The 22,331-nt window shown below is 64.6% G+C and carries 26 protein-coding genes; 6 read left to right on the top strand and 20 right to left on the bottom strand.

Features of this window, described 5'->3' with window-relative positions:
• Window positions 1–45: 45 nt before the first annotated feature.
• From BRAGE_RS0118880 to BRAGE_RS0118835, 10 genes are all read right to left on the bottom strand, one after another.
• Complete coding sequence (locus BRAGE_RS0118880; RefSeq protein WP_027557461.1) at window positions 46–1,074, bottom strand: succinylglutamate desuccinylase/aspartoacylase family protein; 1,029 nt, start codon at window positions 1,072–1,074, stop codon at window positions 46–48.
• Between the two features lie 55 nt (window positions 1,075–1,129).
• A complete protein-coding gene (locus BRAGE_RS0118875; RefSeq protein WP_027557462.1) occupies window positions 1,130–1,474 on the bottom strand; it encodes a RidA family protein in 345 nt (114 codons plus the stop codon).
• Window positions 1,475–1,530: 56 nt separating this feature from the next.
• Window positions 1,531–2,328, bottom strand: coding sequence for a transporter substrate-binding domain-containing protein (locus BRAGE_RS0118870; RefSeq protein ID WP_027557463.1), 798 nt, complete (start codon window positions 2,326–2,328; stop codon window positions 1,531–1,533).
• Window positions 2,329–2,354: 26 nt separating this feature from the next.
• On the bottom strand, window positions 2,355–3,083 hold the full coding sequence (locus BRAGE_RS0118865; protein ID WP_027557464.1) for an amino acid ABC transporter ATP-binding protein: 729 nt from the start codon (window positions 3,081–3,083) through the stop codon (window positions 2,355–2,357).
• Entirely contained in the window at window positions 3,070–3,720 is a 651-nt protein-coding gene (locus BRAGE_RS0118860) for an amino acid ABC transporter permease (protein ID WP_027557465.1), read from the bottom strand. Before BRAGE_RS0118860 ends, BRAGE_RS0118865 begins: the two co-directional genes overlap by 14 nt.
• A gap of 10 nt (window positions 3,721–3,730) precedes the next feature.
• Window positions 3,731–4,390: an amino acid ABC transporter permease gene (locus BRAGE_RS0118855; RefSeq protein WP_027557466.1), complete on the bottom strand. Its 660-nt coding sequence runs from the start codon at window positions 4,388–4,390 to the stop codon at window positions 3,731–3,733.
• Between the two features lie 9 nt (window positions 4,391–4,399).
• Window positions 4,400–5,695: an alanine racemase gene (locus tag BRAGE_RS0118850; protein WP_027557467.1), complete on the bottom strand. Its 1,296-nt coding sequence runs from the start codon at window positions 5,693–5,695 to the stop codon at window positions 4,400–4,402.
• Between the two features lie 142 nt (window positions 5,696–5,837).
• Window positions 5,838–6,680 carry a metallophosphoesterase family protein gene (locus tag BRAGE_RS0118845; RefSeq protein WP_027557468.1) on the bottom strand — a complete coding sequence of 281 codons (843 nt, stop codon included), beginning with the start codon at window positions 6,678–6,680 and terminating at the stop codon, window positions 5,838–5,840.
• A gap of 90 nt (window positions 6,681–6,770) precedes the next feature.
• The gene (locus BRAGE_RS0118840) at window positions 6,771–7,628 is read right to left on the bottom strand and encodes a tetratricopeptide repeat protein (RefSeq protein WP_035729849.1); all 858 of its coding nucleotides are present in this window, start codon (window positions 7,626–7,628) and stop codon (window positions 6,771–6,773) included.
• A gap of 2 nt (window positions 7,629–7,630) precedes the next feature.
• On the bottom strand, window positions 7,631–8,266 hold the full coding sequence (locus BRAGE_RS0118835; protein WP_027557470.1) for a hypothetical protein: 636 nt from the start codon (window positions 8,264–8,266) through the stop codon (window positions 7,631–7,633).
• A 156-nt stretch (window positions 8,267–8,422) separates the two neighbouring features.
• On the opposite strand from BRAGE_RS0118835, the gene BRAGE_RS0118830 reads away from it, so the two are divergent.
• Both BRAGE_RS0118830 and BRAGE_RS0118825 read left to right on the top strand, forming a co-directional pair.
• Entirely contained in the window at window positions 8,423–8,845 is a 423-nt protein-coding gene (locus BRAGE_RS0118830) for an MAPEG family protein (protein ID WP_027557471.1), read from the top strand.
• A 107-nt stretch (window positions 8,846–8,952) separates the two neighbouring features.
• Complete coding sequence (locus BRAGE_RS0118825) at window positions 8,953–10,254, top strand: RsmB/NOP family class I SAM-dependent RNA methyltransferase (protein WP_027557472.1); 1,302 nt, start codon at window positions 8,953–8,955, stop codon at window positions 10,252–10,254.
• Between the two features lie 206 nt (window positions 10,255–10,460).
• Here BRAGE_RS0118825 and BRAGE_RS0118820 read toward each other — a convergent pair whose 3' ends face one another.
• The 3 genes from BRAGE_RS0118820 to BRAGE_RS0118810 all read right to left on the bottom strand — a co-directional run bounded on the left by BRAGE_RS0118820 (window position 10,461) and on the right by BRAGE_RS0118810 (window position 11,971).
• The gene (locus BRAGE_RS0118820) at window positions 10,461–10,670 is read right to left on the bottom strand and encodes a cold-shock protein (protein WP_008141931.1); all 210 of its coding nucleotides are present in this window, start codon (window positions 10,668–10,670) and stop codon (window positions 10,461–10,463) included.
• A 268-nt stretch (window positions 10,671–10,938) separates the two neighbouring features.
• Complete coding sequence (locus tag BRAGE_RS0118815) at window positions 10,939–11,271, bottom strand: DHCW motif cupin fold protein (protein WP_027557473.1); 333 nt, start codon at window positions 11,269–11,271, stop codon at window positions 10,939–10,941.
• A gap of 328 nt (window positions 11,272–11,599) precedes the next feature.
• A complete protein-coding gene (locus BRAGE_RS0118810) occupies window positions 11,600–11,971 on the bottom strand; it encodes a nuclear transport factor 2 family protein (protein ID WP_027557474.1) in 372 nt (123 codons plus the stop codon).
• Between the two features lie 148 nt (window positions 11,972–12,119).
• On the opposite strand from BRAGE_RS0118810, the gene guaA reads away from it, so the two are divergent.
• Window positions 12,120–13,718 (top strand): glutamine-hydrolyzing GMP synthase, encoded by a 1,599-nt coding sequence (guaA, locus tag BRAGE_RS0118805; protein ID WP_027557475.1) that lies wholly within the window; start codon window positions 12,120–12,122, stop codon window positions 13,716–13,718.
• An 85-nt stretch (window positions 13,719–13,803) separates the two neighbouring features.
• Here guaA and BRAGE_RS0118800 read toward each other — a convergent pair whose 3' ends face one another.
• From BRAGE_RS0118800 to BRAGE_RS0118790, 3 genes are all read right to left on the bottom strand, one after another.
• The gene (locus BRAGE_RS0118800; protein WP_027557476.1) at window positions 13,804–14,196 is read right to left on the bottom strand and encodes a VOC family protein; all 393 of its coding nucleotides are present in this window, start codon (window positions 14,194–14,196) and stop codon (window positions 13,804–13,806) included.
• A 194-nt stretch (window positions 14,197–14,390) separates the two neighbouring features.
• Complete coding sequence (locus BRAGE_RS0118795) at window positions 14,391–14,990, bottom strand: NADPH-dependent F420 reductase (protein ID WP_027557477.1); 600 nt, start codon at window positions 14,988–14,990, stop codon at window positions 14,391–14,393.
• 16 nt (window positions 14,991–15,006) lie between these two features.
• Window positions 15,007–15,741, bottom strand: coding sequence for an SDR family NAD(P)-dependent oxidoreductase (locus tag BRAGE_RS0118790; RefSeq protein ID WP_027557478.1), 735 nt, complete (start codon window positions 15,739–15,741; stop codon window positions 15,007–15,009).
• 274 nt (window positions 15,742–16,015) lie between these two features.
• Here BRAGE_RS0118790 and BRAGE_RS0118785 point away from each other — a divergent pair, with 274 nt between their 5' ends.
• On the top strand, window positions 16,016–16,912 hold the full coding sequence (locus tag BRAGE_RS0118785; RefSeq protein WP_027557479.1) for a LysR family transcriptional regulator: 897 nt from the start codon (window positions 16,016–16,018) through the stop codon (window positions 16,910–16,912).
• Between the two features lie 114 nt (window positions 16,913–17,026).
• Here BRAGE_RS0118785 and BRAGE_RS0118780 read toward each other — a convergent pair whose 3' ends face one another.
• The 3 genes from BRAGE_RS0118780 to BRAGE_RS0118770 all read right to left on the bottom strand — a co-directional run bounded on the left by BRAGE_RS0118780 (window position 17,027) and on the right by BRAGE_RS0118770 (window position 19,424).
• Complete coding sequence (locus BRAGE_RS0118780) at window positions 17,027–17,521, bottom strand: DUF302 domain-containing protein (RefSeq protein WP_027557480.1); 495 nt, start codon at window positions 17,519–17,521, stop codon at window positions 17,027–17,029.
• A 63-nt stretch (window positions 17,522–17,584) separates the two neighbouring features.
• Window positions 17,585–18,460 carry an alpha/beta fold hydrolase gene (locus BRAGE_RS0118775; protein ID WP_027557481.1) on the bottom strand — a complete coding sequence of 292 codons (876 nt, stop codon included), beginning with the start codon at window positions 18,458–18,460 and terminating at the stop codon, window positions 17,585–17,587.
• A gap of 193 nt (window positions 18,461–18,653) precedes the next feature.
• A complete protein-coding gene (locus BRAGE_RS0118770; protein ID WP_027557482.1) occupies window positions 18,654–19,424 on the bottom strand; it encodes an alpha/beta hydrolase in 771 nt (256 codons plus the stop codon).
• Window positions 19,425–19,641: 217 nt separating this feature from the next.
• Between BRAGE_RS0118770 and BRAGE_RS0118765 the strand changes: the two genes are divergently transcribed.
• On the top strand, window positions 19,642–20,604 hold the full coding sequence (locus BRAGE_RS0118765; protein ID WP_027557483.1) for an AraC family transcriptional regulator: 963 nt from the start codon (window positions 19,642–19,644) through the stop codon (window positions 20,602–20,604).
• A gap of 20 nt (window positions 20,605–20,624) precedes the next feature.
• Here BRAGE_RS0118765 and BRAGE_RS48860 read toward each other — a convergent pair whose 3' ends face one another.
• Window positions 20,625–20,888, bottom strand: coding sequence for a hypothetical protein (locus BRAGE_RS48860; protein WP_199820225.1), 264 nt, complete (start codon window positions 20,886–20,888; stop codon window positions 20,625–20,627).
• A 160-nt stretch (window positions 20,889–21,048) separates the two neighbouring features.
• On the opposite strand from BRAGE_RS48860, the gene BRAGE_RS0118755 reads away from it, so the two are divergent.
• Complete coding sequence (locus BRAGE_RS0118755) at window positions 21,049–22,299, top strand: serine hydrolase domain-containing protein (RefSeq protein WP_027557484.1); 1,251 nt, start codon at window positions 21,049–21,051, stop codon at window positions 22,297–22,299.
• Window positions 22,300–22,331: the final 32 nt, after the last annotated feature.

Raw genomic sequence — 22,331 nt, 5'->3', positions numbered from 1 at the left:
ATCCGACCTCAAGCGGGAGAGGTGCAGCGAGCCCGCGGCGATATCTCACCGCGCCATCACCTCCTCACGCGCGAGCGCGCGGCCAACCTGGACCAGGCAGTCGCCGCTCTGGCTATCGGTGTGCAGGCGCTGCGAGATCACGATGCCGTCGGCGGGGAAGCGCAGCACCTCTTCGGGCAATTCCGGGCGCTCGAAGTCATGATACCAGCCGGCGATGTCGCCGGCCGCCACCCGCGCGCCGACCATGACCGCAGGCTCGAACCAGCCGCGCCGTATCGCGAACACCGCCTGGGCATGGCTCTGCAGGGCCAGCAGTTCAGTGGCGCGCTCGACCGGCGCGTGCGGCCCCAGCACAGGTGCCTGGACGAGGCCGAGCGCGAGCAGCAGGCGGTCGACGGCGCGCGCGGTGAGCGCCATGGTCTGCGGCGTGACGGTGCCGCCGCCGCCGAATTCGCCCGACAGTCCGATCGCGCCCGCGCGCGCGGCCGCCGCCATCGAGGTCGGCGCTGCCGCGCCGTTCTCGGCGACGAAGGCGAACGGCATGCCCAATCCTTCCATCAGCCGCAGCGCATGGCCGAACATCTCCGGCGGTCCCTGCCGCTCGATCAGTGCGCAAGGCACATGCGCCATGGACGTGCCGCCGGAATGGATGTCGAACACGACATCGTGCCGCGGAAACAGCTCGTGCTCGAGGAAGTGGGCGAGGCGGAATGTCGGCGTGCCCCCGGCATCGCCCGGGAAGGCCCGGTTGAGATTGCCTTCGTCGAGCGGCGAGCGGCGGCGCGCCGCCATCACGGCGGGCAAATTGGCAAAGGGGAGAATGGTGATCTCGCCCTTGATCGCGTTCGCATCGAGCCGGCGATACAGCCGCGTCAGCGTGATCTCGCCCTCATACTCGTCGCCGTGATTGCCGGCCATCAACAGCAGCTTTGGTCCAGCACCGTTCTTGATCCGGAAGATCGGGATCTTGAGCTGGAAGTAGGGAGAGCGGTCGATCGAGAAGGGAATGCCGAGATGGCCCGACCATTTCTGGTCCTTCTCGAAGTCGATGTCGTGAAACAGTCCGGTATGCATGGCTTGCCTCGGGGCCGCGCCGAAGCCAGCGCCGGCCGAAGGTTGGAAGAAGGGCTTAGAGCAGTGCGACCGCGGTCATCTCGACGCGCAAATCGGGATCGGCGAGGCGGGCTTCGACACAGGCGCGCGCCGGCGGATTGGCTGGATCGATCCAGGCGTCGTAGACCGAGTTCATGGTGTCGAAGTCGATGATGTGCGGCAGGAAGACGTTGACCGCGATCAGCTTGGAGCGGTCGGAGCCAGCCTCCTTCAGCAGCGCGTCGATCTTGGCGAGCACCTGCTGGGTCTGCGACACGATGCCCGCCTTGCGGTCATCGGCAACCTGGCCTGCGATGTGCACCATGCCGCCGGCGGCGACGGCCTGGCTCATGCGCGAGCCGACGACGTAACGTTTGATCATCTCAATTCTCCTCGTGAAGGTGGGTGCTCCCGCGACGAACGCGGGAGCATGTCGGTTCAGAGTGTCGGCAGCGTCTGCTCTTCCTTGAACCATTTCAGCTGAAGTGCGCCGAGCTTGCCGTTGAGCTTGTTGAAGAAGATGTCGGTGTTGATCCAGTTGAGCAGGTTCTGCTCGCCCTGGCGCACGCCGACATGGGCCGGGGACTGCCGGATCAGGAACTTCAGCTCGACCTCCTTGGTCGGGTTCTGGTCCTGCACCTTCAGCGCAATGGCGCTGTTCTCGGCGAACGTGTCGGCCTGTCCGGCGAGGTAGGCTGCGATCGCGGCCGGGGTGTCCTCGAAGCGCACCAGCTTCACCTTCGGCGCATTGTCGGTGAGCCAGATGTCGAGCGTCGAGCCCTTGGCGACCGCAACGCTGCGGCCGTCGAGATTGTCCGGTTTCTTGCCGGTCGCGGCGGGAAGCGATTTGGCGCCATAGACGCCGAGATTCACCACCGCATAGGGCTGTGAGAACATCACCTGCTGAGCGCGCTCGGGCGTTGCGCCGAGGCCCGCGATCAGCATGTCGATCTTGTCCGAGAGCAGGCTCGGGATGCGCGCGGCGCCTGTCACCGGCACCAGCTCGAGCTTCACGCCCATGTCGGCGGCGATGAGTTTTGCAAGGTCGGCGTCGAGACCTGCGATCTCGCCCTTGTCGTCCTTGAAGCCCCAGGGGGCGGCATCGGTGAGGATGCCGACGCGCAGCTTGCCGGCGCCGAGCACGTCCTGGAGCTTGTCGGCCTTGGCAAGGTTCGGCGCGGCGAGGACGGCGAGCGCCGTTGCTGCGATGGTGAAGAGGGACTTCAGTTGTCTCATGACTCTCTCCTTGAAGGGGAAGGTTTTCACTTGGCGGATGCGATGAAGCTTGCGAGCTCGGGGGTTTCAGGATTGGCGAACAGCTTTGCCGGCGGTCCCTGTTCCCAGACGCGGCCCTGATGCATGAAGACGATGCGGTTGGCGACGTTGCGGGCAAAGCCCATCTCGTGCGTGACCAGGATCATGGTCATGCCTTGCTTGGCCATCGCCTCCATCACCTTCAGGACCTCGCCGACGAGCTCGGGATCGAGCGCCGAGGTCACCTCGTCGAACAGCATGAGGTGAGGCGCCATGGCGAGACAGCGGGCGATCGCGACACGCTGCTGCTGGCCGCCGGAGAGCTGCTCCGGCCAGGCATCGATCTTGTCGGCGAGGCCGACGCGGGTCAGCACGTCCTCGGCGAGTGCGCGGGCTTTCGCCTTGTCGATGCGGCCAGTGAGCAGCGGAGCCAGCGTGATGTTGCGCTCGACCTTCAGATGCGGAAACAGATTGAAGGCCTGGAACACGATGCCGACGCGCTGACGGAATTTCTTCAGGTCAGGCATCCGGGTGTGGACCTTCTGGCCCTCGACCCGGATCTCACCGGAATCGACGCTCTCGAGCGCATTGATGCAGCGGAGCAGCGTCGACTTGCCTGAGCCGGAGCGGCCGATGATCGTGACGATCTCGCCTTCCTCGACATCGAGCGAGACGCCCTTGAGCACCTCGACCTTGCCGAATGTCTTGTGCACGTCGCGGATTTCAACGAGAGCCATCGAGGCGGGCCTCCAGGGAGCGGGACCAGAGCGTGAGTGGCAGGCACAGCGCGAAATAGATCGCGGCAACCAGCGCGTAGGTGAGCAGCGGCTGGAACGTCGCCGCGCTCACCACCTGTCCGGCGCGGGCGAGCTCGACGAAGCCGAGGATCGAGGCGAGCGAGGTGCCCTTGATCAGTTGCACCAGGAAGCCGACGGTCGGCGGCAGCGACAGCCGCAGCGCCTGCGGCGCGATGATGTGGCGGAACTGCTGCCAGGCCGAGAGGCCGAGGCAGGCGCCAGCCTCCCATTGCGCCTGTTTCACGGCCTCCAGTCCGCCGCGCCAGATCTCGCCGAGGAAGGCGGCCGTGTAGAGCGTGTAGGCGACGGTGACGGCGACCAGCGCCGGCACCTGGATGCCGAGGAAAACGGGCATGCCGAAATAGAAGAAGAACAACAGGCCAAGCAGCGGCACGCTCTGGATCACCTGGATGCACGCCGCCATCGCCCAGCGCAGGCCGGCGAACCGGCTGATGCGGCCCGCGGCGAGCCCGAGCGCCAATGGCGCGCCGAATGCGAGCGCGAGCACGACGAGCGCGACGGTCCAGCGCAGCGCGGTGAACAGCGAGACGAAGTCGATGAGGGAGAAGGATCGCATCGCTTGTCCCTCAGCGCCGCCGCGGCCAGCGGAAGGCGGTCATGCCGATGATGGCGAACAGCGCCTTGAACGACATCGCCATCGCGAAATAGACCGCGCAGATCACCGCATAGACCTCGAAGCTGCGATAGGTGCGGCTTTCGATGAAGCCCGCGACATGAAACAGCTCGTCGGCGGCGACCTGCGAGGCGAGCGAGGTGCCGAGCAGCAGCAGCACGAACTGGCTGGTCACAGCCGGATAGGCATTGCGCAGCGCCGGCGGCAGGATGATGTGGCGGAACACCTGCCAGCCTGACAGGCCGAGGCACTGTCCCGCCTCGACCTGGCTGCGCGGAATGGAATCGAGGCCGGAGCGGATGATCTCGACCGAATAGGCGCCGAAATAGAGCGACAGTGCGACGGCGGCGGCCTCGAAGGCCGGCAGCTTCAGGCCGAAGTTCGGCAGCACGAAGAAGACGATGAAGATCTGGATCAGCGACGGCGTGTTGCGGAACAGCTCGATGTAACCCCGCACCAGCCAGCGCAGCGGCGTGATGCGCCCCTTCAGCGCGACCGCGCCGGCGATGCCGATCACGAGCCCGGCGAGCGCCGAGATCACCGTCAGCTCCAGCGTGACGATGGCCCCGTCGATGAGCTGGTTCTGGTAGCGCCAGAGCGGCAGGAAATTCATGCGCCGCTCTCAGCCGAACTGGGTGGGGAGGGCGCGCGTCACAACGCCGTCGGCGTCGAGACCGAAGATGACGCGCCAGCGGTCGAGGCAGGTGCAGGGATGCGAGATACCGAAGGCGATGACGTCGCCGACTGCAAGCGTGGCTTCGGAAGCCACCGACAGGAACGCATGCTGGTCGTTGAGGCGCGTCACTGTGAGCGTAGCGGCAAGCCCTTGCTGCTCGACGCCGTCGCGGAAGACGCGCAGCGGCACCGGCAGTCCCTGGTCGAACGAGGCATCGCGCATGCCAAAGCCGGCGATCGCAAGTCCGTCCTCGGGGCGCGACAGCACCTCGGCCCACAGCGTCAGCGCGGGCCGAAAGCCTTCGGCCGCCGAGTGGCGCGCGTTGTCGATGACGAGACCGCCGCGCCGGTCGAGCTCGGCGAAGGCGCGGGCATAGATGCCGTGATCGGCAAAGAACAGCGCGCCGGAGCGGAGCAGGACCATAGCGCTGCCGTCAGCCCGCGCGACGGGCGCAAGCGCACTGGCCACGTTGTCGAAATAGGCCGAGCCACCGGCGCTGAGGATCAGCGGCTGGTGCGGGGCGGCAGCGCGCACCAGCGCGAACGCCTCGATGGTGCGCTCCATCAGCGCTGCGATCGCGCGCATCGTCGCGGCGGCATCGGGCGTTGCGACCGCGCCTTCGTACGTGGCGATGCCGCCGAGCACGAGCCGATCGGCGGCAAGCACCGCCGCAATCGTTGCCTCGACCGCGGCGCGGTCGCGCGCGCCGGCGCGACCGGCGCCGAGCTCGACCAGCACCGACAATTCGCTGCGGCCTGCGATCCGCGCGGCTTCCGCCAGTGCCGCGACCGCGGCCGGTGAATCCGCGAAGGCGTGAAGCTCGACGTCGGGATAGGCGCTCAGCAGCGCGCCGAGCCGCCGGCCGGCCGCGAGCCCGCCGATCTCGTTGGCCAGCAGCAGGTGCCGTTCGCCGTTCGCAAGCAGCACGGCGGCCTGCTGGATGTTGGCGACCGTCGTGCCCCAGGCGCCGGCCTCGCGCAGCGAGCGGGCGAGCTCCGGCGACATCGGGGTCTTGGCGTGAGGCGCGACGCTGACGCCGGCGCTCGCGCACCATCTCAGGAAGAGGTCGCGGTTGGCCGCGAAGGCGGCTTCATCGAGGGTGAGGGCGGGTAGCGCAAGGTCGCCGCGCGAAGGGGACCAGCGCTGACGGCCGATGTCGTCGGCGGCCAGGCCATCGGCCAGGGGAATGCCCCGTGTCGTCGTCGAAAGACGTTGGCTATCCCACCGGGACAAGAACTGCATCGTCGCTTCCTCCGCGGCTCGCCGACCGCTGAAGCGACGATATGTTGGAATGACAACGTTGTCATTAGGCCATTTTAGCCAATTTCAGCTCACTCAGGATGCAATGAGGTATTTTGATAGGGATTAGTGCCCGCGAATTGGGCTAGTGCTCGCCGCCCATCTGGGCGAACAGCTCCTCAATGTCGATATCGACCTGGCCCGCTGCGCGGACGTGGCGGACCTCAACACTGTCGGGCCGGAAGCGATATTCCACGAGTCCAACTTCCTTGATCGCGATGCGGTCCTGGCGTGCATCGTTGATCCTGAAGCCGGCCGAAGGCGCCCAGACGTGGCGCGTATGACGATAGGTGAAGTCGCGGCGCTGGTGCACGTGGCCGCTGGCGATCAGGCGCAGGTCGACATGTGCAAACATCTCGATCAGACGCGCACGCGCCGGCTGCGGCACGTAGCGGATCGAGGTCTCCGGCGTCTCGGGGTCGTCGGGCAGGTTGAGAAACACGGGCTTGTGCAGGAACAGCGCGACCGGCCTGCCATTGACGCGCGCGATCTCGGAGGCGAGCCAGTCAAACTGCTGGGCCTCGAAGGCGAGCCCTGAATTCATCACCAGCGAGTTGAGACCGATGAAGCGCCAGCCGGCCGCTTCGAACGACCAATGGTCTTCGCCGATGATGTCGCAGAATTGCCGGCGATGCGCTTCCGCGACCGGCGGCTTCGGAGCAGGCCCGATCGCGGTCGGATTGTCGCCGATGTCGTGATTGCCGGGCAGATAGCGGCAGGCGACGGGCAGGGCGGCGTGGAGGCTCTTGGCGAATGCGACATCGTCGCGGCTGCTCGGCCCGTCGAAGGAGACGTCGCCGGTGTTGACGACGAGATCGGGCCTGTCAGCGTCGATGTGCGCGCTGATCGCCTGGAAGTTGGCGATCAGGCCTGGAAAGCGCTGGCCAAGATGCGTGTCGGAAATCTGCGTCAGGCGAAATTCGGACATGCGATGAGCATACAGATCGTCACGCGTCGAAACGATGACGGCGCACGCATGCATCGCAACGAACAAAGTTTAAAACACGCTGTCCCCTCATCAGCCGTCAAAACAAATCCGTCCGACGGATTTGCCGTCGCGATCCCTGATGCCGAACGGACAGCGCAGCCGTTCCAGCGCCTTGCCGGCATCTTCGTTGCCCAGCGCGGCAGCGCGCTTGTAATAGTCGATCGCGGCCTTGGCATCCTTCTCGCCCGCGCGGCCGGCTTCGGCATAGGCGCCTAACCGCTCCAGCGCGTCGGCGTGATCGAGCGCGGCCGCCTTTTCGAACAGCGCCTTGGCCGCGACATCGTCCTTCGGGCCGCCATCGCCGTCCTGCGTCATCAAGCCCAGCTGATACATGGCCTCGCTGGAATTCGCCTCGATCGCCCTGGCGTACCATTTGCGTGCCATCGCGAAATCGGTCTTCCCGCCGACAGCGCCGCCGTAGAGCGAGCCGAGATTGATCATGCCTTCGACATCGCCGGCATTCGCCGCCTTCTCGGTCAGTGCCCGTCCTTCGGCGATGTTCTTCTTGATGCCGTTGCCGTTGAGCAAGAGCGCGCCGAGCCCGGCCATTGCGGACGAGCTGCCGGCGTCGGCCGCCTTGCGATAGGCGCCTGCCGCCTGCGCCGGCTGCCGGGCGAACTCGTAGGCGCGGCCGAGCTCCATCCAGATGCGGCGCGGAGCATCCGCCGACGTAGCGGCCGCCGTGCAGGCCTTCAGCGCGGCGGCGATGTCGGCATCGGCGATCTCGAGATTGCCTTTCACGTCGGCAGGCCTGTCCGGGTCGGTGGGATGGGCGGCCAGCCGATCGCAGGTGGCGATGTCGGCCGGCGCGGCGATCACCGGCATACGCGGGCAAAGCAGTGTGGCGAGAGCAAGCGCGGCGAGGGCGCAAGATTTCGTTCGGAGCATGATCAGAGCACGCGGTAGCGGATCGTGTAGGCGTCCTGCGGAGCGACGTTGCCGGCGACCGTCGAGGCGACACTGTCGACGAGGTGCCAGGGGCCGAACTCCGCGGAGCGATGCGGCTCGGCGGGCAGGCGGAGGCGGAATTCGAAGATGCCTCTGCCGGGCAGGTTCACGACCAGCACGCGGTCGGCCGTGCGGTGGTTGAGCGCGACCGCGCCGCGCAGCACCGCGCGTCCGTCGGTGAGGTCGCGCACGCCGTCGACCAGCGCCAGCGTCTGGTTGCGGTCGGTGTGCAGCTCGATCTGGCTGTCGGATACCGTCGTCAGCGTCTCCCGGGGCATCCGGATCTCGAACTCGACCGCGGGCTTCGACGGATTGAGGCCGAGATAGGCCAGCGCCGCGTGCCGCATGTCGTAGGCGGCAAAGGCGATGAGGGCGATGGCGGCGAGCGTCGTCAGGCCATGCCTGACCACGTCGCGCCAGGTCCGGTAGGAGAGGCGGAAGTACACCGTCATCGCCAGCGCAACCGCGAGCGCCGCGGCGACACCTGCCAGCGCCGACATCAGGATGCCGAGCTGGCCGTCCGCGGATTCACCCCATGAGGTGATCAAGCCGGCGATCTGGTTGAACGGGGTAGTCATGGCGGTCTCTCGCCTTGTGCCCAAACGGGACGAAATCGCTTTAACAATCGGTGGTTGGTCGCCTCATCGGGAACGCCGGTTCAACTCGTTGATTGTCAGCGCCAGAAGTCGCGGCTAATGACGGTCCGCGGCCCTCCGCTCTACGGGAAAGTTCCGATGTCCATTCAAATGGTCTTGCTGCCTGTCTTCGTGCAGGTCGGTCTCACCTTCGCGCTGCTGATCGGCATGGCGCTGGCGCGCCGGCAATCGCTGGTCTCGGGCGAGACCAAAATCCGCGACATTGCGCTGGGCGAGCCGAACTGGCCCAAGGGCACCACACAGATCGCCAATTGCTATCGCAACCAGTTCGAGCTGCCGGTGCTGTTCTACACGCTGATCGCGCTGGCGCTGCCGCTCCGGCATGCCGATCTCTTCATCGTGCTGATGTCCTGGGTGTTCGTGGTGACGCGCTTTGTCCATGCCGGCGTTTTCGTCTCTTCGAACGACCTCGGCCGGCGCTCCACGATCTGGCTCGCCGGCGTGCTGGTGCTGCTGGCGCTGTGGATCTATTTCGCGCTGAAGATGCTGTTGCTGATCTAGGCGCCCGCACGATCCGGACCCGGAGGGCCGCGTTGGCGCAAAGTGGAAGACCGGTTTTCCGACAAGATCATGCGCAAAGACATTCAATCCTGAACTGAAAGATTCAAATGACTCCCGCTGCCCGGCTGTCCGCAGCCATCGAACTGATCGACACCATCGAGAAGGACCGCGTGCCCGCGGCCAAGGCGCTGAAGGAGTGGGGCACCGCGCACCGCTTCGCCGGCTCCGGCGACCGCGCCGCGATCGCCGGCCTCGTCTGGGACGTGCTGCGCCGATACGCCTCGAGCGCCTATCTCATGGACGCCGACACCGCGCGTGCCAGGCTGATCGGCATGCTCCGCCTCGAACGCGACATGGACTCGGCCACCATGGCCGCGATGTTCGACGGCAGCCGCTTTGCGCCGACGCCGCTGACCGATGCCGAGCAGGCCGCGCTGGCCTCGCGCTCCCTCAAGGACGCCCCGCCTGCGGTCGTCGGCGACTATCCCGAGTGGCTCGACCCGCACCTTGCAAAAGTGTTCGGCGAGGACCGCGCCGCGGAGGCAGCCGCGATGGCGAGCCGGGCGCCGCTCGATCTGCGCGTCAACACGTTAAAATCCAACCGCGACAAGGTGCTGCGCGCGCTGGCTCATCTTCACGCGAAGCCTGCGCCGTGGTCGGCAACGGGTTTGCGCATCGAGCTTTCGGCCGATGCGCGCAACCCCGGCATCCAGGCCGAGGAGGATTTCATCAAGGGCGGCGTTGAAGTTCAGGATGAGGGATCGCAGCTTGCGGCCCAGTTCACCGCGGCAAAACCGGGCGAGCAGGTGATCGATCTCTGCGCTGGCGCCGGCGGCAAGACGCTGGCGCTCGCCGCCCTGATGCAGGGCAAGGGCCGCCTCATTGCCACGGATCGCGACAAACGCCAGCTCGTGCCGATCCACGAGCGGCTGTCGCGCGCCGGGGTCCACAATGCCGATGTCCGCACGCCCAAGGGCGAGGCCGATCCGCTCTCGGACATCCAAGCCAGCGCCGACCTCGTCGTGATCGACGCGCCCTGCACGGGAACCGGAACCTGGCGCCGCAACCCCGACGCCAAATGGCGCATGCGGCCGGGCGCGCTGGAGATTCGTCTGCGCGACCAGGCCGAGGTGCTGGAGCGTGCGGTTCCCCTGGTGAAGCAGGGCGGCCGCATCGCCTACATCACCTGCTCGGTGCTGGCGGAGGAGAATGGCGAGCAGGTCAGGGCGTTCGTTGAACGCCATCCGGAGTTTGCGGTCGTTCCGCCCGAGCAGACCGCCAGCGTGCTCTGGGACAAGGCTGAGGCCTTTGCCGAGGCCGCGCTGCAGTCGGCCGAGGGCTGGCTGATGACGCCGCGGCGCACGGGCACGGACGGCTTTTTTGTGTCGGTGCTGCGAAAAACGGGATGATCAACGTTGTCATTCCGGGGCGCGCGTAGCGCGAGCCCGGAATCCATCGTGCGGCGGTCTCCGCGGGTCCATGGATTCCGGGCTCTCGCTTCGCGAGCCCCGGAATGACAGGGAAAACAAAAGCCCCGCGGACCGGATCCCGGTCGCGGGGCTTTCGAGTTCTAGTGCTCTGCCGGTACGTCCGCGGTCAGAGCGTGCGCTGGCGATTAGCCGACGCGGAGATTGTCAGCCGACGACTTGCCGCTGCGGCGGTCGGCGACGATGTCGAACGAGACCTTCTGGCCTTCGTTGAGGGAGGAGAGGCCAGCGCGCTCGACGGCGCTGATGTGGACGAAAACGTCCTTCTGGCCGTCGTCCGGCTGGATGAAACCATAACCCTTTTGGGTGTTGAACCACTTCACGGTGCCCATAGCCATGGGAAATTTCCTTTAGTTAGTTAGAGACGGTACGCACGTGGGCCGGTACGCAACGCTGCGCCCATAGCCCTGATGAGTCGATGTTTTGGAGAAATCATCTGAAGCGTGCGCGCCTGTCTTAGACGAGGCGAAGCGGCCCAGTCGTTCGGCCAAGTATCGATGATCACAATATAGCGAGATAATTAGACTTCTTCAAGGCACCACCCGTGAACCGGCACGTCCGCGGACTTTGCTATTTTGCGGTGCAAATTGGCCGTTTTCGCGCGTCTCAATCGACGATGAAGAGCGTCGCGCCCACCGCCGTCGAGGACCGGTGCGCGGCATCGCCGAAATCGGAAACCTGGTAGCTCATCCCCGCCGTGAGCTTGAATTTGCGCCCGTCGCGCAACTCCGAGTCGAGCTCGCCCTTGAGCACGTAGAGCACGTGGCCGCGGTCGCACCAATGATCGGCAAGATAGCCCGGCGAATACTCGACCATCCGCACGCGCAAATCGCCGATGTTGAGCGTGCGCCAGAGCGCTTGCCCGGTCTCGCCGGGATGCACGGTGGCCTCGACCTTGCTCCAGTCGGTGACGGTGAACGGGGAGGCGGGGAGTTTCATGGAAGGACGGTCCTTGGATTCCAGTAATTCGTAGGGTGGGCAAAGCGAAGCGTGCCCACGGTGTCTTTCCGCAATGATGGAAGACATGATGGGCACGGCGCAAGCGCGCCTTTGCCCACCCTACGAGTGCTTTGTTGAAGCAGCGCGCCCGACTCTCTGAGCGTCCCCCTGAGGTGGCCGCTTCTTCAGCGGCCCTCGAAGGGCGACAGCCCGGCTGCATCCGGGCCGTGCATCCTTCGAGGCTCCCCATGGGACGCGTTGCGTCCCATGCTTCGCACCTCAGGATGACGGGGAAGGGAGCGAAATTGCCGAGCCAAAAGAGCAGCGACTAATGCGGCAAATGGTTCGCCGACCCCTGCACGATCAGCCCGGCATCATTCACCCGCAGATATTCGCAGATCCTCTTGCCGCGCTCGTTCTCGTAAAACACCACCACGCTATCAGGGCTGACGAAGACATCGATCAGCGAGAAATGCAGCTCCGGCAGCAGGGCGAGCGCCTTGCCCCAATAGGCCCGCAAGCTGTCCTTGCCCCGCACGGTGCCGCTGGCATCGAACCCCATCGCCGGGATGCGGTCCGAGGTCATCACGGCCGCCTCGTCATAGAGCGTGAGCACCCGCTCGAGGTCGCGTGCGTTCCAGGCCTCGACCCAGGTCCGGCCGAGCGCGGCAAGCTTTGACGGCTGATGATGCTGTGACATGGCGATCTCCCTGGTTGGCCCCAGTTTGAGACTGAGGCAATTAGGTCAATAATACTTACCTATATCGATTTGTCCATGCCCAAAGAAGCATGTGGGCGCGCGAGCCGGCGCGGTTGCGGGCAGAGGCGTGGTCGCGTATCTGCTTGCCATGACAGCAGCACAGAACGACCGCTCCGCGTCGACGCCCTCGGTGGCCTCGGCGCACGACAAGATTCTCATCGTCGACTTCGGCAGCCAGGTGACGCAGCTGATCGCGCGTCGCGTGCGCGAGGACGGCGTCTATTGCGAGATCGTCCCGTTCAACAAGGCCGAAGCCGCCTTCGCCGAGATGAAGCCGAAAGCGGTGATCCTCTCCGGCGGCCCTGAGTCGGTGCATGAGGCCGGCTCCCCCCGCGCCCCGCAAGCGATCTTCGATTCCGGCGTGCCCGTGATGGGCATCTGCTACGGCCAGATGACCATGGCGGCCCAGCTCGGCGGCGAGGTCGAGGGCGGCCATCACCGCGAATTCGGCCGCGCCGATGTCGAGGTGAAGGCGCAGAGCCAGCTGTTCGCGGACGTCTGGTCATCGGGCAGCAAGAACCAGGTCTGGATGAGCCATGGCGACCGCATCACCAAGATGCCGCCGGGCTTCTCGGTCGCCGGCACGTCGCCGAACGCGCCGTTCGCGATCATCCAGGACGAGAAGCGCAAGTACTACGGCCTGATGTTCCACCCCGAAGTGGTGCACACGCCAGACGGCGCCAAGCTGATCCGCAATTTCGTCCGCAAGATCGCTGGCCTCACCGGCGACTGGACCATGCGCGCCTTCCGCGAGGAGGAGATCGCAAAAATCCGCCAGCAGGTTGGCAAGGGCAAGGTGATCTGCGGCCTCTCCGGCGGCGTCGACTCCGCCGTCGCGGCCGTCTTGATCCACGAGGCCATCGGCGACCAGCTCACCTGCGTGTTCGTCGATCACGGCCTCTTGCGCCTCGATGAAGCCAAGACCGTCGTCGACCTGTTCCGCCACCACTACAACATCCCGCTCGTGCACGTGGATGCGTCAAAGCAGTTCTTGGGCGAGCTCGAAGGCGTCACCGACCCCGAGAAGAAGCGCAAGACCATCGGCCGCCTCTTCATCGAGGTGTTCGAGGCTGAAGCCAAGAAGATCGGCGGCGCCGACTTCCTCGCGCAAGGCACGCTCTACCCCGACGTGATCGAGAGCGTTTCCTTCACCGGCGGACCTTCGGTGACGATCAAGTCGCACCACAATGTCGGCGGTTTGCCTGAGCGCATGAACATGAAGCTCGTCGAGCCCTTGCGCGAGCTGTTCAAGGACGAGGTGCGCAAGCTCGGGCGCGAGCTGGGTCTTCCCGAAATCTTCGTCGGCCGCCACCCGTTCCCGGGCCCGGGCCTCGCCATCCGCTGCCCCGGCGACATCACCAGAGACAAGCTCGACATCCTGCGCAAGGCCGATGCCGTCTACATCGACCAGATCCGCAAGCACGGCCTCTACGACGAGATCTGGCAGGCCTTTGCGGTGCTGCTCCCGGTGAAGACCGTCGGCGTCATGGGCGACGGCCGCACTTACGATTATGTGGTTGGCCTGCGCGCCGTCACCTCCACCGACGGCATGACCGCGGACTTCTACCAGTTTGACATGAAGTTCTTAGGCGAGACCGCCACGCGCATCATCAACGAGGTGAAGGGCGTGAACCGGGTGGTGTACGACGTGACCAGCAAGCCGCCCGGGACGATTGAGTGGGAGTAGGGGATCTCGACGCTATTGGTCGATTGACCCCATTGATGCCATCGCTCCGCTAGTCGCCCGTGAGAACCGCTTTGGGCGGCGGATTCTAGGAGGGGATCTCCTGCGCGATCTCCCACATATGACCGGATGGGTCGGAAAAGGCGGCGGTGCGACGACCCCAGGGACGATCGATGGGGCCGTTCACGAGGTCTACGCCGCTTTGCCGAAGCCTCGCGCACGCTTCATCGACATCGGCGACGCGAATGGTCATGAGCATGCGAGGTCCGGCGCTTGAAGCAGCCGGCACCACCGGCTCCACGAGCTGCAGCGCCTGCGTCTCCTGGAGCAAGTTGATCATGACGCCACCGAGCCCGATCACGCTGCATACGGCATCGGAATAGATTGGCCTCGCATCGAACACGGTCTCGTAGAATGTCCTTGTGCGCGCGAGATCGTCAACGAAGAGGGTCACGCACTCCAGATTGTTCAAGCTGTTCATTCGAGCGGGCCTCGGTTAACTGGTCAGTCGAAGTTTCTTTCGACAAAAGATAACAACGTATTTGGCAATAATGAAGCAGATTGCCTTTTCGACTCTTGCGCCGCTCGCGCATGTGCAGCAGCACGTGAAAGAAGGCGCGTGGGAGTACAATGGAGTTGTATCTCCCCGCTCTTCGAACGGCGCCGATACGCCGACTACTGCTCCTTCCTGAACAAATCCTGGAAGATGAGCTGGCCCCAGACGCGGTCGCGTGCGTGCACCAGCGCGCCACCCTCGTTGAGCCTTCCCAGCTTGACGGGTGCGAAGCCGAGTTGTTTGGCCAAGGCCGCCACGGGCGCGGTCGCGTCCTCGTCGTCGCTCGAGAGAAAGACGACCCGATGGCCGCCCTCGACGACCGGATCGGCAGCCAGTTTGGCCGCAACCAGGTGGTTGAAAGCTTTCACGAGCTTGGCACCGGTGAATGCCTTCGCGACGAAGGCGGAGGACAGGAGACCGTCCAACTCCTCGGGGGGAACCAACGCGTTCATCGCATCGATGACTGTCTTGCCTGTCCAGCTCGGCAGGGCCTTCGCAACCTCGCGATGCTCCCCGAACGGGACCGCCAAGATGATCGTATCGGCCTCGAGTGCTTCCCGTAGCGGCTTGGCGACGACCGCGGGTCCAATCGCCCGAGCCTGCGGCGCCAACGCCTCGGGCGGCCGGCGGCTCGCGACGGTGACCTCGATGTTCTTACGGGCGAAGGCATGGGCGAGGGCCTGGCCTACCTTGCCGAATCCTACAATTGCGTAGCTCATAATGCTTCTCCGATTTTCAGATGGCCGAGAAGCCGCCGTCGACGGACAGCTCCAGCCCATTCACGAAGCTGGAATCGTCTGAAGCCAGAAACAGCGCGGCCGCCGCAATTTCCTCAGGACGACCCATCTTTCCCCGCGGGATCAGGGATTCGAACATCCGCTTCGCCTCCTCGGTGAGAACCTGGTCCTGCATCGGTGTGGCGATCGGCCCCGGGTGCAGCACGTTCACCCGGATATTCCTGTCCTTCAGTTCGTTGAGCCACCCGCGTGCGAATGCGTGCAACGCCGCCTTGCTCGCTGCATACACGCTGTAACCGGGAAAACCTTTCACCGACGCAACTGATCCCGTCATGAAGATCGATCCGCCATCGCTGAACAGCGGCAACGCCTTCTGAACCGTGAACAGCGTGCCGCGCGTGTTCAGGCCGAAGGTCGCATCGAAATGCTGCGCGGTAATCTCGCCCAGTGGGACGGCGTTGCCCATGCCGGCGCTCGCATACAGGACGTCGATCTTGCCCTTTTCTCGCTTGACCGTGTCGAACAGACGATCGAGGTCGTCGAGATCGGCCGCGTCGCCGCGCACGCCGGTCACGTTCCGGCCAATCAGCTTGACGGCCTCGTTGAGTACCTCCTGCCTCCGGCCCGTGATGAAAACGTAAGCGCCTTCTTCAACGAACCGCTTGGCGCTCGCCAGCGCCATGCCACTCGATCCACCCGTGATGACTGCAACCTTACCTTCAAGCTTTCCCATGACTTTTCCTTCAGACTCCGTCTTTGGTCGTTGGGGGATGCCCCCGAGGACCTCGACATAGGTCTGCCGGCGTCGGGCGTTGAGTGCGGAAGCGCGCACATCGGTGGTGCGAAATCGATCCGGCTGGACGACGGGCGTCAGCAGTGGCGATCAGTGTCCGCCGTTCGAAATGGGGCCGCGCTCGTCGACATAGGCCACAATGACCACCATATTGCTGTTCGATGTACTCGATACGGGCTTTGGAAGGCGCACCCCAGCGGTGCCGGATTGCACCATGATCGACTGGGATGACGTTCGCTACTTTCTTGCCGTCGCGCGCGGAGGCTCGGTGCGGGCTGCCGCCGAGCGCCTCGGGGTGAACCATTCGACCGTGCTGCGACGCGTCGCCCAACTGGAGGAGCGGCTCGGGGCGCAGATGTTCGAGAAGCTGCCATCGGGCTACCGCCTGACGGCTGCGGGAGAGGAGGTCCTCGAACTCGCGGATCAGATGGAAGCGTCGTCGCACCAGCTGGAGACGCGCGTCTTTGGCCGCGACCAGAGCGTGCGCGGGCTTCTGCGGGTGACACTGGCACCGCCGCTGGCGACACACCTTCTCATGCCTGACTTCGCCGATTTCGCGCGCCTGCATCCGGACATCGAGATGGACATCCTGTCGTTCGGCGAGCTGGCAAATCTGACCAACCGGGAGGCCGACGTCGCGATCCGCGTCGTCTACGACCGCAAAACCATGCCGCTCAATCTCCACGGCCTGAAGGGACCGGAGCTGTTCGGCGGCGTCTACATGTCCAGGGATCGACTAGCCGCGTGGCGTGCTGGCGCGCCTGATCCTATCCGGTGGATCGTCATAAGCATTCATGGAATCCCGGATTGGGCCCACGAGGGTGAGGTTCGCACCGCCGGGGTTCCGTTCAGGGTCACAGATGCGGGAGCGCAGATCGTTGCAGTAAGGCAAGGGCTCGGGATGACGACACTGCCGTGCTTCGTCGGAGATGCCGATCCCCTGCTGGTGAGGGTGCCAGGCACCGACCTGCACATGTACGGAACGCTCTGGCTTCTCACACAGGGGGAGACACGCAAGACGAAGCGCGTGCGGCTCTTCACGGAGTTCGTATCCCGCAGGCTCGCCGCGTACGCTCCGCTTCTCGCAGGGCTGTCCATATCGCCTGACTGACGCCCCGCACCGTCGTCTGAGCCTTGATCCTGGCCGCGAACGATTTCTGCGCCTCGGACGCGATGCTTGGTCGCGACGGCTGCTTGTGATTCAAAGCTCAGACGTCGATGGCACTCAGCTTGCGCATTCTCGGAGCAAGGTTGTGATTTTCGCGTCGAGATTTCGGGCGACGGAGAGTGCGTCCGAATTGCCATAAGGCAGCAGAAAGCTCTCCATTTTGTCGTAAGAGATGTGCACGCCATCGGGGCGCTCATCGATGAGCACTGTGACCGGAGCGTAAGATCCAGCATCGGGCACGTGCTTGACCATTTCCTTCATGATGAGTGGATTGCCGATCACTAGCCGTATGATTTTAGGCGTCTTGGATCCGGCTTCGCGACGCAGAATGTCGCCCAGGTCAAATTCCGCGAAGAGCATAAGGTCCGTTCGGCCGAGGCCGCTTCGTACAACGCGCTCCAAATCCGGGAAGGAATTTGTCGCCCTCGTTTCCTTGAAAAATTCGATCATGTTGGGTCGCCCGACCGCCGATTTGAGCGCCGCCACAATAGTGTCGAATGATTTTGAGCTCGTGAGGCTGAAGCGATCCACTTCGATTTTGGCGATTGTCATTTTGTCCTCTGTAACAACTCTCATGGATAAGGTGCGCCTGATCCCGTCGGAGCGCGCCTCGTGTCATGCGGCCACGGGTTGGGCATCCAGGAAAGTCCGGACGTGGCTGACGAACATCTCGTGGGGCTGAAACAGCGCGCCGTGCCCTGAATCGGGATAGAGGACCAGCTGAGCATTGCTGAGTTCCCTAGACATTGCGTAGGCGTTGCTCGCGGGGAGCATGGTGTCGTGGCTGCCGCTGACCACAAGAGTGGGTTGGCGGATGGCGCGCAGGATGGCGTGTCCGGGGTCGGGTGTGGCGCACCAGGTGATCAGCGCCTTGGCCTGCGGATCGGTGACAGCGCTGCCGTTATCGGTGTCCCGATCGTCCTGACGGACCTTTGCTCTTTTCAGGAAGGCAAGGCCGGAGGACTGGCTGGCAGGTGAAGTCGTGAAAAATAGCGGCAGCCGTGGGTCCGGCGCATCGGTTTTGGAGAATGCGTCCTGCAGAACCGCCAACAGGTGTTCCTCGCCACCTTTCGGCGCAGTACCGACGAGTATGAGCTTGCGGACCAGCTGTCCGTGCTCGGCAGCGATCTGCTGAGCGACGCAGCCGCCGAGGGAAAAGCCGAGCAGGTCCACTTTGGAGAGGTCGAGCAAGTCGACGAAATTGATGGCGTCTCGCGCCATCGCCTCGACGTTCTCGGGCGTTTGACCGGTCGAGCGGCCGACCCCGGCGTTGTCAAAGGCGATCACGGGGCGATCGGTGGCCAGCGCGTTGACGACGGCGGGGTCCCAAGCGTCGATGTTGCCCGAGAAGTGCTGCAGAAGAACCAGCGGAGTTCCGGTCGCGGGGCCGAGACGGCGATACGCGAAGCGGATTCCGTGGCCTTCAATGTAACGAGTTGGCGCCGTTTCGAGCGTAGTGGCGTCCTGGCTCGCGATGTCGCGTTTAGTCATGTCATCCTCCGGATGCTTGGCATGAGATAATTGGGTGGGGGATCGGCGTGGCGCAGTGACCGAGGCCTTCTCCAGTACGGCGCTCGCGCTTCTGCGGCTTCGCCAGCTTTTCGTGATCGCGGTCTGGGCGTTCCGCATTTGCCCGAAGAGAACGTGCGCGCTCCCGGCGTGAAAGGTGCCGGGAGCGGCATCGTCATTTCACGAGCGTTGCCTTTTCGATGACCTCGGCGACTTCCTTGGCATGGACGACGAGCGAGGCATGGCTGCCGGCAACGTCCGTCACCTGAGCCTTCATCCTGGCTGCGAACGACTTCTGGGCCTCGGGCGCGATGACCTTGTCCTTCGTGGTGATGACATCGAAGGTCGGCTTGTCACGCCAGGCCGCAATGGTCACGGGAGCCTCGAACGCAGCGACGCTCAATGGAAGCTGCGATTTGGCCAGGTGCTCGGCGATCTCCGGCGGAAGGTCAGCCGCGACCGCCGACGGAAACACCTTGGGATCGATGTACAGATTGCCCTTCGCGTCGGGATGGATCGCGTTGCCGCCTTCGGTCGGCGGGCCGGCCTTTGACAGCGATGCCAGGGATTCGCCGACGTCCGGCGCGAAGGCGGAGACGTAGACCAGCGCCGAGATCTTGGGATCATTGCCGGCTTGCGTGATCACCACGCCGCCCCATGAATGGCCGACCAGCACGGTCTTGCCGTCCTGTTTCGCGAGCGCCTGCTTGGTGGCATCGACGTCAGCGGTGAGCGAGGTGAGCGGATTTTCGACGAGCGTGACGTTGTAGCCCTTCTTCGTGAGAATGTCGGCAACGGGCTGCCAGCTCGTCTGGTCCACGAAAGCGCCGTGCACGAGCACGATGTTGTGGGCTGCTCCCTTGGGCAGTTCGGCGGAAGAAGCGGAGCCGGCCAATGTCGTTCCGGCCAGGAGTACGGTGACGGCTGAGAGGAGGAAATTTAGCATTGATCGTTCCTGTTGGCATGTCGGACGGAATGAGTCCTGAGGGAATGGACAGGCGTTTCCAGCCAGGTCGCGGTCTTTTCCATCCGCCGTTGGCGAAATGGTTGCCGCCCGTGGCGTCGGCCCGCCGCGACATGAACTAGTTCGCGGTCTTTTCGGACTGTAGGGATCAATCGTCCGGATGTTGTGTCCGATCGTCCACCGGACTAACTTCGGCGTCATGGACATCCTCGCCCAGGTGCTCGATCGCGTCCGTCTCGGCGGGACGTTGCTGTTTCATTTCGAGCTCGGCCATCCCTGGAATCTGGAGCTGCCGGCGCGCCCCTACGCCCTGTTTCACTATCTCAGCCGGGGCTCGGCGACCCTCGCGCTCGAACAGGGACAGGAAATCCAGATGACAGAGGGCGACTTTGTCGTGATCACGCGCGGCGAGCCCCATGGGTTTTATTCGGATCGCCGGGCCAAGCCTTTGCAGATCGTGGACCTCGATCGATCGTCAGCACGTCTGGGCGTCGTTCGTCACGGCGGCCGTGCAAAGCCGTCCTCGACCATGATCTGCGGCAATTTCACCGTGTCGCGGCCCTCGTTCGACGGCGTGCTGGAATTACTTCCGCCCGTGCTTCTGCTGAAGCCGACGGCGGACGGGGGCTGGCTCGAAGCCATCCTGCGCCGCATGGTGAGTGAGTCCGCGCTCGAGCGTCCTGGCCAGCGCGTCGCGCTTTCACGCTTGACGGAAGTGCTGTTTGTCGAGGTGCTCCGAAGCTGGATCGCGTCTCTCAGTCCCGGACAGGGCGGCTGGCTCGGGGCCATATCGGACCCGCATATCGGACCGGCGCTCAGATTGATCCACGAAAACCCGGAGCGGCCCTGGACGCTGAGCGACCTCGGGCAACGCGTGGGGCTCGGCCGCTCGGTATTTTCGGCCCGCTTCACCAAGCTCGTCGGCCAGTCCATGCACCGTTACGTGATCGAACGCCGGATGGCGGAAGCGGCATTCCTGCTCGAAACCACCGATGAGCCCATCGCACGGATCGCGAGCCAGGTCGGTTACGAGACAGCGGCGGCGTTCTCAAAACTCTTTCATCGACATCATGGCATGTCGCCCGGCCGCTACCGGACCGCTCAACGCCTCGATGGAAGCCAAGGTCAACTGCGCGGTTCGGACGTGAATGTCTCCGATTGATTGCACGCCAGCTGTGAATGTCAGGCAGTCGTCATTTCGGGCACACCGGCGGCGAGAACCGTCTCGAAGAATGCGTTGACGTCATCCAACCGGAGGCAACAGCTGAACCAGCTCGTCGCAGGGGCGAGATCGGCGTGCGGGAAGAACGCCAGCGTCAGATCGCCCCGCTTCAGGATCATCCACGCATCGTCGCGCCAGGTCTGTTCGAAGCCCAGGGCTCCGTAAAACCTCGCCGTTGTTCCGAAGTCTCTCGAAGGAAGGTTCGCCGTCGCGCTATCGGTCATCGGGTCGCTCCGTCAGGTCTTGCTGCCAGTCGCTGCATCCGCCCGCAAGCCGCTCTCACGTCGCCTCTGATCGTCGTGCAGGTCCCCTTGCACAAACGCAGGATCTAACGTCGCGCTCTCCTATGCTACGACATCGGCATTCCCTCCGGAGCCCGTGATCATGTCTGCTGCGACCCAAGCGCCCGCCACCGCGACCGAGACCGATCCTGAAACGCTCGGCTGGATGCGCGGCTTCCCGCCGTCCCCCGATCGCACCATCACCTTCCAGAACGGCTCCTTCCGCAGCTTCCCCGAGCTGCGCTGGGCCTGGAGCAACGTGCGTCAACTCGTGCCGACGGTGAATGTCTGGCGCGGGGCAGGGCCTGCATCCGTGCTGCCGCGCGTGGACCATGACATCGGCGCGGTCGCCTCGACGTCGATGGACGGCCGGCCCATGACCTTCGCAAAAATGCTGGAGGAGACGTACACCGACGGCATCGCGGTGCTGCATCGAGGCAGGCTGATCTATGAGCGCTATTTCGGCGCGCTGAAGCCGCACAAGCCTCATATCGCGATGTCGGTGACGAAGTCGTTCACCGGCGTGCTCGCGGGCATGCTGGTCGCCGAGGGCAGGATCGATCCGCAGGCGCCGGTCACCGATTATGTGCCGGAGCTGAAGGCGAGCGCGTTTGGCGATGCGCGCGTGCACGAGGTCATGGATATGACCACGGGGCTCGAATACACCGAAGTCTACACCGACAAGAACTCGCACGTCTGGGGCCTGCGGCGTGCCAACGGCATGGCGCCGATCCCGGCTGATTATGATGGCCCGACCACCATTTTCGATTTCCTCGTCGCGCAGAAGAAGCAGGGCGAGCACGGCAAGGCCTTTGCCTACAAGACCGTCAACACCGACGTGCTCGCCTGGATCGTCAGGCGCGCCAGCGGCATGACGCTGTCGGACCTGCTCTCCGAGCGGATCTGGACCCGGATCGGCGCCGAGGAGGATGCGCATTATCACGTCGACCGCATCGGCACCGAGAGCGGCGGCGGTGGTCTGTCCACGACGCTCCGCGATCTCGCCCGCTTCGGCGAGACCATGCGCAACCACGGTCGCTTCAACGGCCGGCAGATCGTGCCGTCGCAGGTGGTCGAGGACATCGCGCGCGGCGGCGATCCCGAAAAGTTCAAGCCGGCCGGCTACACCACGCTGCCCGGCGCCTCCTATCGCAATCAATGGTGGGTCACGCACAACGCCCACGGCGCCTATATGGCGCGCGGCGTTCACGGCCAGGGCATCTATGTCGATCCCAAGGCCAAGATGGTGATCGCACGCTACGCCTCGCACCCCACGGCGGGCAACGCCGCCAACGATCCGGTGACGCTGCCGGCGTACATGGCGCTGGCGAAGGAGCTGATGGCGGGCGGGTAGGGGTACCAAACCGCAAGATCGGTCGAGCACGC

Origin of the sequence: Bradyrhizobium genosp. SA-4 str. CB756, assembly GCF_000473125.1 — a bacterium.
In the GTDB taxonomy this organism is placed as follows: Bacteria; Pseudomonadota; Alphaproteobacteria; order Rhizobiales; family Xanthobacteraceae; genus Bradyrhizobium; species Bradyrhizobium arachidis.
Note: the sequence above shows the minus strand (reverse complement) of the source record. Positions and strands in the feature narration are given on the sequence as shown.

Coding starts and splice junctions, on each gene's coding strand:
- BRAGE_RS0118795 (WP_027557477.1), bottom strand. CDS start 14,990: ATGAGCTACGCAATTGTAGGATTCGGCAAGGTAGGCCAGGCCCTCGCC.
- BRAGE_RS0118785 (WP_027557479.1), top strand. CDS start 16,016: ATGATCGACTGGGATGACGTTCGCTACTTTCTTGCCGTCGCGCGCGGA.
- BRAGE_RS0118755 (WP_027557484.1), top strand. CDS start 21,049: ATGTCTGCTGCGACCCAAGCGCCCGCCACCGCGACCGAGACCGATCCT.
- BRAGE_RS0118825 (WP_027557472.1), top strand. CDS start 8,953: ATGACTCCCGCTGCCCGGCTGTCCGCAGCCATCGAACTGATCGACACC.
- guaA (WP_027557475.1), top strand. CDS start 12,120: ATGACAGCAGCACAGAACGACCGCTCCGCGTCGACGCCCTCGGTGGCC.
- BRAGE_RS0118765 (WP_027557483.1), top strand. CDS start 19,642: ATGGACATCCTCGCCCAGGTGCTCGATCGCGTCCGTCTCGGCGGGACG.
- BRAGE_RS0118810 (WP_027557474.1), bottom strand. CDS start 11,971: ATGTCACAGCATCATCAGCCGTCAAAGCTTGCCGCGCTCGGCCGGACC.
- BRAGE_RS0118800 (WP_027557476.1), bottom strand. CDS start 14,196: ATGAACAGCTTGAACAATCTGGAGTGCGTGACCCTCTTCGTTGACGAT.
- BRAGE_RS0118775 (WP_027557481.1), bottom strand. CDS start 18,460: ATGACTAAACGCGACATCGCGAGCCAGGACGCCACTACGCTCGAAACG.
- BRAGE_RS0118815 (WP_027557473.1), bottom strand. CDS start 11,271: ATGAAACTCCCCGCCTCCCCGTTCACCGTCACCGACTGGAGCAAGGTC.
- BRAGE_RS0118850 (WP_027557467.1), bottom strand. CDS start 5,695: ATGCAGTTCTTGTCCCGGTGGGATAGCCAACGTCTTTCGACGACGACA.
- BRAGE_RS48860 (WP_199820225.1), bottom strand. CDS start 20,888: ATGACCGATAGCGCGACGGCGAACCTTCCTTCGAGAGACTTCGGAACA.
- BRAGE_RS0118865 (WP_027557464.1), bottom strand. CDS start 3,083: ATGGCTCTCGTTGAAATCCGCGACGTGCACAAGACATTCGGCAAGGTC.
- BRAGE_RS0118870 (WP_027557463.1), bottom strand. CDS start 2,328: ATGAGACAACTGAAGTCCCTCTTCACCATCGCAGCAACGGCGCTCGCC.
- BRAGE_RS0118790 (WP_027557478.1), bottom strand. CDS start 15,741: ATGGGAAAGCTTGAAGGTAAGGTTGCAGTCATCACGGGTGGATCGAGT.
- BRAGE_RS0118830 (WP_027557471.1), top strand. CDS start 8,423: ATGTCCATTCAAATGGTCTTGCTGCCTGTCTTCGTGCAGGTCGGTCTC.
- BRAGE_RS0118770 (WP_027557482.1), bottom strand. CDS start 19,424: ATGCTAAATTTCCTCCTCTCAGCCGTCACCGTACTCCTGGCCGGAACG.
- BRAGE_RS0118835 (WP_027557470.1), bottom strand. CDS start 8,266: ATGACTACCCCGTTCAACCAGATCGCCGGCTTGATCACCTCATGGGGT.
- BRAGE_RS0118820 (WP_008141931.1), bottom strand. CDS start 10,670: ATGGCTATGGGCACCGTGAAGTGGTTCAACACCCAAAAGGGTTATGGT.
- BRAGE_RS0118880 (WP_027557461.1), bottom strand. CDS start 1,074: ATGCATACCGGACTGTTTCACGACATCGACTTCGAGAAGGACCAGAAA.
- BRAGE_RS0118845 (WP_027557468.1), bottom strand. CDS start 6,680: ATGTCCGAATTTCGCCTGACGCAGATTTCCGACACGCATCTTGGCCAG.
- BRAGE_RS0118860 (WP_027557465.1), bottom strand. CDS start 3,720: ATGCGATCCTTCTCCCTCATCGACTTCGTCTCGCTGTTCACCGCGCTG.
- BRAGE_RS0118855 (WP_027557466.1), bottom strand. CDS start 4,390: ATGAATTTCCTGCCGCTCTGGCGCTACCAGAACCAGCTCATCGACGGG.
- BRAGE_RS0118875 (WP_027557462.1), bottom strand. CDS start 1,474: ATGATCAAACGTTACGTCGTCGGCTCGCGCATGAGCCAGGCCGTCGCC.
- BRAGE_RS0118780 (WP_027557480.1), bottom strand. CDS start 17,521: ATGACAATCGCCAAAATCGAAGTGGATCGCTTCAGCCTCACGAGCTCA.
- BRAGE_RS0118840 (WP_035729849.1), bottom strand. CDS start 7,628: ATGCTCCGAACGAAATCTTGCGCCCTCGCCGCGCTTGCTCTCGCCACA.